Origin of the sequence: Aeromonas sp. QDB14, assembly GCF_027707845.1 — a bacterium.
GTDB classification, from domain to species: Bacteria; Pseudomonadota; Gammaproteobacteria; order Enterobacterales; family Aeromonadaceae; genus Aeromonas; species Aeromonas caviae.
Genome location: NZ_JAPCJD010000057.1, coordinates 21,316 through 27,868, shown reverse-complemented (window position 1 = coordinate 27,868; position 6,553 = coordinate 21,316). Strand labels below are relative to the sequence as shown.

Genomic DNA, 6,553 nt, shown 5'->3' with positions numbered 1-6,553 from the left:
CCGGAACCAGTGATTGGTTCCGGATTGTCCTACAGCAGAAGGATCGGTCAATGGATCCTTAACTGATCAGCATTGCCACAATGGAGCCCTTTCTGTTGTCTTCCTCCCTCAGCGCACCAGCAGGAAGCGGCCGGTGAGGGGCGGCAAGTCCACCGTCACGCTGCTGCCACCGATGGCCAGGTTCTCGCCGCTCTGCAGATCCACCAGGGCGCTGCCGCTGCGCAGCTTGCCGACCGGCACGGCGTAACTCTGGGGCGTGGTGGAGACGTTGAGCAGGTAGACTACTTGCTCGCCCGCCGTCTGCTTGATGTCGCCATAGACGCTCCCCTCGGCCACCAGCTTGACCCGCTCCCCCTGATAGAGGGCCGGGTGCCCGGCGCGCAAGGCCAGCAGATCGCTCAGCCACTGCTTCAGATCGCTCTGCTCGCTGCTCGGCACGAAGCCGGTGACACCGGGAACCTTGCCATCGCTGCGGGCCACGTGATCATCGCAGAGCCCCTGGGCCGCACAGTCGCCCCCCACCTGACTGGCAAAGCCAGGCACCTCGTCGCCAAACTCCTCGCCATAGTAGAAGGTAATGGGACCGGAGCGGGCGGCCATGAAGCTGAAGGCCGCCTTGTGGCGTTGCCAGTAGTCCGCCCCATTGAAGTTACCCCGCTCCAGCAGATCGCCGAAGCGCACCAGATCGTGGTTGCCCAGCATCAGGTTGGGCATGGCGTGGTCCGGGTAGTTCTCCACCTTGTTCCAACTGGCGTCGAGCACGCTGGCCCCCTGCCCGCCCTTGCCAGACTCTTCCACCGCCAGCGCCTGTACCAGGCCGTAGCGCAGGGGGAAGTCGAACGCCGAAGAGAGCGCCGGGTTGTCGCTCGGGCCATAGGCCTGGGCACGGATCTCGTCGGCGCCCTTCCACACTTCCCCCACCATGTAGCCGAGGGTGCCCCACTGCTGGCCGGCGGCCTTGCGCGCCGCGCTGGCCTGCGCCACTTCGCTGCGAATGGCGCGCCAGTCATCCAGCCCCAACTGATAAGCCTGATCGAGGCGCCAGCCGTCGATGCCGTACTGCTCGACCCAGTAACGGGCCACCTCCTTGAAGTAGGCCAGACTCTCGGGCTGGCCGTAATCCACCAGCTGACCCGGGTAGCCTGCGCCGCCGCTCTTGAGGGCAGGCAGCCGCCCCTCTGGTGAAGGCTTGCTCACCCCCACCTTGTTGACGTGGCCGAACACCCCGTCGAGGAAGACATAGAGCCCGCGCTGGTGCGCCCCGTCCACCAGTTTTTTAAGCTGGGCGTTGCTGCCGAAGTTGGGATCCACGTTGAAGAAGTCGCAGGCGAAGTAGCCGGTGGCATCCAGCCGGTCGTCCCCGGCCTGGCCGGCGCAGGAGTCAAACACCGGCGTGAGCCAGATGGCGTTGACGTTGAGGCTCTTGATGTGGTCGAGGCTGTCGATGATCCCCTGCAGATCGCCGTTGTGCCGGGAGGGGCCGTAGCCGACGCCGTAGTTGGCGCTGCCGTCGCCGTCGACGAAGGACTCCACCATCACCTGGTAGGTGCGCAGGTTGCAGGCTGGCTGATCATTGCCGTAGCAGGCGCGGCTGGCCGACGCGGGGGGTGGATTGACCACCGGAGGCTGGGGGTCACTGCTGCCACCGCCTCCCCCGCTGCCGCAAGCCGTCAGTAACAGGGCGGCCCCGATGAGGCCGCTACGACGCAACGTTCCTTGTTTCATTGTTATGTTCCCGCTGTGGTGGATGGGCGCCCAAAGCGCCGCACTAGGGTCATGATAACGACCTGACCGACGCGGGTCTGTGACTGAAAACGTTACCTGACTCAACGAGTTAGCATGTCAGAAGCGATGCATGTTGCGATCGGGGAAGGCGGCACGCTCGTCGATGGGCAGGATCAGGTGGTAGACCTCGTGGGCCGCCAGGGTGAAGCCCGAGGGCCACGCCAGTTGATGGCGATCATCGATGAAGACACGGGCGAAGCGACGCTCGGTCTCCATGGCCGCAAACAGCGGCTGGCCGCGCCAGGGGGTGAGATCCAGCACGCCTGTGGTGCCGTCGGAGAGCACCACGAACAGAGACCAGCCCTGCATATATTCCACATCGATGAAGACCGGCATCCCTTCGGCTCCGATTGAGAAATCCGGCGCCATTATAGGCAAGACCATTGTCTCGATGTGCCAGCAGGATCACAGTTTCCCCAGCGTTTTATGCTCTCTTCGAACCCTGCATCCCGTCACAAAAAATCATAAAACGTGCCAGCTTCTCCATTTATACCCCATGCCCATGCAACCTTTGCCAGGTGCCACTGTCATACTCCTGCACCATAACAACAATGCGCCCGGGGACTGGGCGCAAACAGGTTTGCAGGAACAATATGACCACCATCAGACAATGGCTGGGACCGGTTTGGCCCATCGCCGTCTTTTCATTGATCGCGCTCACCTCCCTGACCGTCAGCCGCCTTGGCCTGGGGCTCTGGCAACTGGAACGGGTGGATGCCGTCTCTGGCTGGCAGGAGATGCTGCTGCAAGGCATTCGCGTCGACGTCGCCACTCTCTGCTGGGTCTGGGGCGTACCCGCCGTCTTGACCCAGTTGCTGGCCGGACCCCACGCGCCGGGGCGGCTCTGGATGCAGCTTATCCGGATCTGGCTCACCCTGGGGCTCTGGCTGATGCTCTTTCTCGAGATCTCCACTCCCGCCTTCGTCACCGAATACGGGGTACGCCCCAACCGCCTCTATGTGGAGTACCTCATCTATCCGAAGGAGGTGCTCTCCATGCTGTGGGCTGGCCGCAAGGGCGAGCTGCTGCTGGCCGTGATCTTCAGCGGCGCCGTGCTGGGCGGTGGCTGGTGGCTGAGCGGCCGCCTGGTGCGTGACCTAAGCTTCCCCCGCTGGTACTGGCGCCCCGCCTTCGCCCTGCTGATCCTCGCCGTCGGCTTCCTCGGCGCCCGCTCCAGTCTCGGCCATCGCGCCTTGAATCCGGCCATGGTGGCCTTTGCCGACGATCCCCTGGTCAACGCCCTCACCGTCAACTCCGCCTACTCCCTCTTCTTTGCCATCAAGCAGATGGGGGCCGAGGAGGACGCCAGCCAGTTTTACGGCAAGATGGCTGACCATCAGGTACTCGACATAGTCCGCGAGGAGAGCGGTCGCCCTCTCGGCGATTTCACCTCTGCCGATCTGCCGAGCCAGACCTTCAACACGGCCAGCTACCAGGGCAAGCCCAAAAACCTGGTGATCCTGCTGCAAGAGAGTCTGGGGGCCCAGTTCGTCGGCTCCCTCGGCGGCCTGCCGCTCACCCCGAACATCGATGCCTTGTCGAAAGAGGGTTGGGCGTTCGAGCAGCTCTACGCCACCGGTACCCGTTCGGTACGCGGCATCGAGGCGGTGCTCACCGGCTTCACGCCGACCCCGGCCCAGGCCGTGGTCAAGCTCGGCAAGAGCCAGACCAACTTCTTCACCATCGCCGACCTGCTCAAGCAGCGAGGCTATGACACCAGCTTCATCTATGGCGGCGAGAGCCACTTCGACAACATGCGCAGCTTCTTCCTCGGCAACGGCTTCACCACCATCGTCGAGCAGAAGGACTTCAAGAACCCGGTGTTCGAGGGATCCTGGGGCGCCTCGGATGAAGATCTGATGGCCAAGGCCAACGAGACCTTCGCGGCGCTGCACAAGGAGGGCAAACCCTTCTTCAGCCTGGTGTTCAGCTCCAGCAACCACGATCCCTTCGAGTTCCCCGACAACCGCATCGCCCTGTACGAGCAGCCCAAGCAGACCCGCAACAACGCCGCCAAGTACGCGGACTACGCCGTCGGCGAGTTCTTCAAGAAAGCCAGGGCATCGGACTACTGGCAGGACACCCTGTTCCTGGTCATCGCCGATCACGACAGCCGGGTCGGGGGAGCCAGCCTGGTGCCCATCCCCCGCTTCCACATCCCGGGGGTCATTCTGGGGGACGGCATTGCACCGAGAAAGGATCCCCGCATCGTCAGCCAGATCGACATGGCCCCGACCCTGCTCTCCCTCATGGGCATCAGTGCCGACTACCCCATGCTGGGCAAGGATCTCACCCGCATGCCCGCCGACTGGCCGGGACGCGCCATCATGCAGTACGACAAGAACTTCGCCCTGATGCGTGGCAAGGATGTGGTGATCCTGCAGCCCGAGCGGGCGCCGGAAGGCTTCATCTACGAGGATGCGACCGAAACGCTCACCCCGGCGCAGCAGCCGGACACCATGAAAGATGCCGCCCTGGGGCTGGTCCTGTGGGGCAGCCTGGCCTATCAGCAGGGGCTCTACCGGACGGCGCAGGACAGCCGGCTGGCTCTCAACTGAGGAACCGCCCACAAAAAAACCGCCCTCGGGCGGTTTTTTCTTGCGGCTCGCCCCATCAGGGGTGGGGGAAGCAGGGGAGCGAGCGGCTGAACCTGTGCTCGAACACCAGGGAGGTCTCGAGGTGCACCACCTCTTCCCGGGAGGTGAAGTGATCGAAGACGAAATTGCGCAGGTGTTCGGTATCGGAGACGCACAGGTGCACCAGGAAATCATCCTTGCCGCCCATGTGGAACAGGCTGATCACCTCGGGCAGGGCCAGGATGGCGTCGCGAAACGCATCGATGATCTGGCGGCTGTGACGGGCCAGTTGCAGGGAGACCATGGCCTGGATGTGACCGCCCAGGGCCTGGTAATCCACCTCGCAGTGCGCCCCCTTGAGCACGCCATCCTGCTGCAGCTTGCGCACCCGCTCCAGACAGGTGGACGGCGCCACCCCGACCAGGGCCGCCAAATCCTTGTTGGTCATGCCCGCATCGCGAAACAGATGGGCCAGGATGTCCAAGTCCAGTTGATCCAGGTTTCTCATCTTTACTCCTTGCATCGCTCGATTTTTTTAGACTCTGCCCGTAAACCGGGCCGAACACAACGCAGATTGACATCGCCTCCGGCCCCTCTATGCTGTGCCGCACCCGCGGGATGCCCATCCCGTTGACCCCGAACACCACGAGGAACCCCATGATCAGTGCCCATCCCTTCTGGAGCCTGGACGTTCCACGGCTCGACGGCCAGCTCCTGCTCACCCCCTGCCCCGGCAGCCAGCAGGTCCCCATGGCCGACGCCCTTGCCCAGTTGCAGCTGGCCGGTGCCGGCGGGGTGCTGACCCTGATGACGGTGGAGGAGCTAGCCCTGTGCGGGTCCCTCTCTCTCGGGCAGCTGGTGCAGGCCAGAGGCATGAGCTGGTTCCATCTGCCCATTGCGGATGACGAGGCACCGGATGCCGCCTTCGAACAGGCCTGGCCCGGGGTGCAACCCCGACTGCTCGCCCTGCTACGCGAGGGACGGCACCTTGCCATTCACTGCCACGGAGGAAGCGGGCGTACCGGGCTGGCGGCCGCCCTGCTGCTGATGACCCAGGGGCTGCCCCAGCAGGAGGCCATGACCCTCATCCGGGCCAGACGGCCACGGGCCTTCACCCTGGCCTGCCACCGTCACTGGCTCGATACCCGTGGGCGGCGGCTGACCGGGGCGGACTGATGGGCTCTATCCCTTGGGCTGCTGGTAGGTAAACACCTTGCCGATGTCTTCCACCTTGTAGCTGGTCAACTGGTAGACGTAATAGTTGAGCCAGTTGGAAAACAGCAGGTGACCGTGGCTTCGCCAGGTGGCGCGCGGGGTCTGGCTTGGATCGTTGTTCGGGTAATAGTTGACCGGAATGACGGGGGTGAGCCCGGCCGCCAGATCCCGCCGGTATTCCCCATCCAGGGTCAGGGCGTCATATTCCGGATGGCCGGTGACGAACACCTGGCGACAATCCTTGGTGGCGGCCAGATAGACGCCCGCCTCTTCCGATTCGGCGAAGATCTGCAGATCGGTGTGGGCGCGGATGAGATCCCCGTCGAAGGCCGCATAGCGGGAGTGGGGCGCCACGAATTCGTCATCGAAGCCGCGCAGCAGCGCCTCGTGCTCGTCGAGGCGGTGGTGGCGATAGACCCCGGAGAGCTTCTCGCCGTGGGTCTGCTTCTCCATGCCGTACAAGGCTTTCAGCGCCGCCTGCACCGCCCAGCAGAGGAAGAGGGTGGAGGTGACATGCTGATGGGACCACTCGATGATCTCGACGATGCGGGGCCAATAGACCACCTCCTCGAACTCCACCAGCCCGAGCGGCGCCCCCGTGATGATCATGCCGTCGTAGTTGTTGCCTCTCACCTGCTCGAAGTCGTGATAGAAGTTCTCCAGGTGCGCCTGGGGTGTGTTTTTCGACTCCCGATCGTCGATGCGCAACAGATCCACGTCCACCTGCAAGGGCGAGTTGGAGAGCATCCGCATCAGCTGGATCTCGGTTTCTATCTTCTTGGGCATCAGATTGAGGATGAGCACCCGCAGCGGGCGGATGTTCTGGGTGACGGCCCGGGATTCCGTCATCACGAAGATGTTCTCCTGCCCAAGCACTTCGGCGGCGGGCAACTGGTCCGGGATCTTGATCGGCATGCTGACTCCCTGTACTGCATCGGTAAATATGTCTGGACATCTAGAAGCCTATAATAAAGCGC

General features: G+C 63.6%; 6 protein-coding genes. 2 read left to right on the top strand and 4 right to left on the bottom strand.

What is annotated here, in order from left to right:
- Positions 1–108: 108 nt before the first annotated feature.
- On the bottom strand, positions 109–1,725 hold the full coding sequence (locus PG887_RS16440; protein WP_104455162.1) for an alpha-amylase family protein: 1,617 nt from the start codon (positions 1,723–1,725) through the stop codon (positions 109–111).
- 117 nt (positions 1,726–1,842) lie between these two features.
- Complete coding sequence (locus PG887_RS16435) at positions 1,843–2,121, bottom strand: DUF2442 domain-containing protein (protein WP_039039795.1); 279 nt, start codon at positions 2,119–2,121, stop codon at positions 1,843–1,845.
- Positions 2,122–2,378: 257 nt separating this feature from the next.
- Here PG887_RS16435 and PG887_RS16430 point away from each other — a divergent pair, with 257 nt between their 5' ends.
- Positions 2,379–4,343, top strand: coding sequence for an LTA synthase family protein (locus PG887_RS16430; RefSeq protein ID WP_270822302.1), 1,965 nt, complete (start codon positions 2,379–2,381; stop codon positions 4,341–4,343).
- A 55-nt stretch (positions 4,344–4,398) separates the two neighbouring features.
- On the opposite strand, the gene PG887_RS16425 is transcribed toward PG887_RS16430, so the two are convergent.
- Positions 4,399–4,869 (bottom strand): Lrp/AsnC family transcriptional regulator, encoded by a 471-nt coding sequence (locus PG887_RS16425; protein ID WP_010672715.1) that lies wholly within the window; start codon positions 4,867–4,869, stop codon positions 4,399–4,401.
- A 149-nt stretch (positions 4,870–5,018) separates the two neighbouring features.
- Here PG887_RS16425 and PG887_RS16420 point away from each other — a divergent pair, with 149 nt between their 5' ends.
- Positions 5,019–5,537 carry a phosphatase domain-containing protein gene (locus PG887_RS16420; RefSeq protein WP_104455160.1) on the top strand — a complete coding sequence of 173 codons (519 nt, stop codon included), beginning with the start codon at positions 5,019–5,021 and terminating at the stop codon, positions 5,535–5,537.
- 6 nt (positions 5,538–5,543) lie between these two features.
- Here the strand turns inward: PG887_RS16420 and metA are convergent, their stop codons facing one another.
- Positions 5,544–6,491: a homoserine O-acetyltransferase MetA gene (gene metA, locus PG887_RS16415; protein ID WP_010672713.1), complete on the bottom strand. Its 948-nt coding sequence runs from the start codon at positions 6,489–6,491 to the stop codon at positions 5,544–5,546.
- Between the last annotated feature and the right edge of the window lie 62 nt (positions 6,492–6,553).

Coding starts and splice junctions, on each gene's coding strand:
- PG887_RS16440 (WP_104455162.1), bottom strand. CDS start 1,725: ATGAAACAAGGAACGTTGCGTCGTAGCGGCCTCATCGGGGCCGCCCTG.
- PG887_RS16435 (WP_039039795.1), bottom strand. CDS start 2,121: ATGCCGGTCTTCATCGATGTGGAATATATGCAGGGCTGGTCTCTGTTC.
- PG887_RS16430 (WP_270822302.1), top strand. CDS start 2,379: ATGACCACCATCAGACAATGGCTGGGACCGGTTTGGCCCATCGCCGTC.
- PG887_RS16425 (WP_010672715.1), bottom strand. CDS start 4,869: ATGAGAAACCTGGATCAACTGGACTTGGACATCCTGGCCCATCTGTTT.
- PG887_RS16420 (WP_104455160.1), top strand. CDS start 5,019: ATGATCAGTGCCCATCCCTTCTGGAGCCTGGACGTTCCACGGCTCGAC.
- metA (WP_010672713.1), bottom strand. CDS start 6,491: ATGCCGATCAAGATCCCGGACCAGTTGCCCGCCGCCGAAGTGCTTGGG.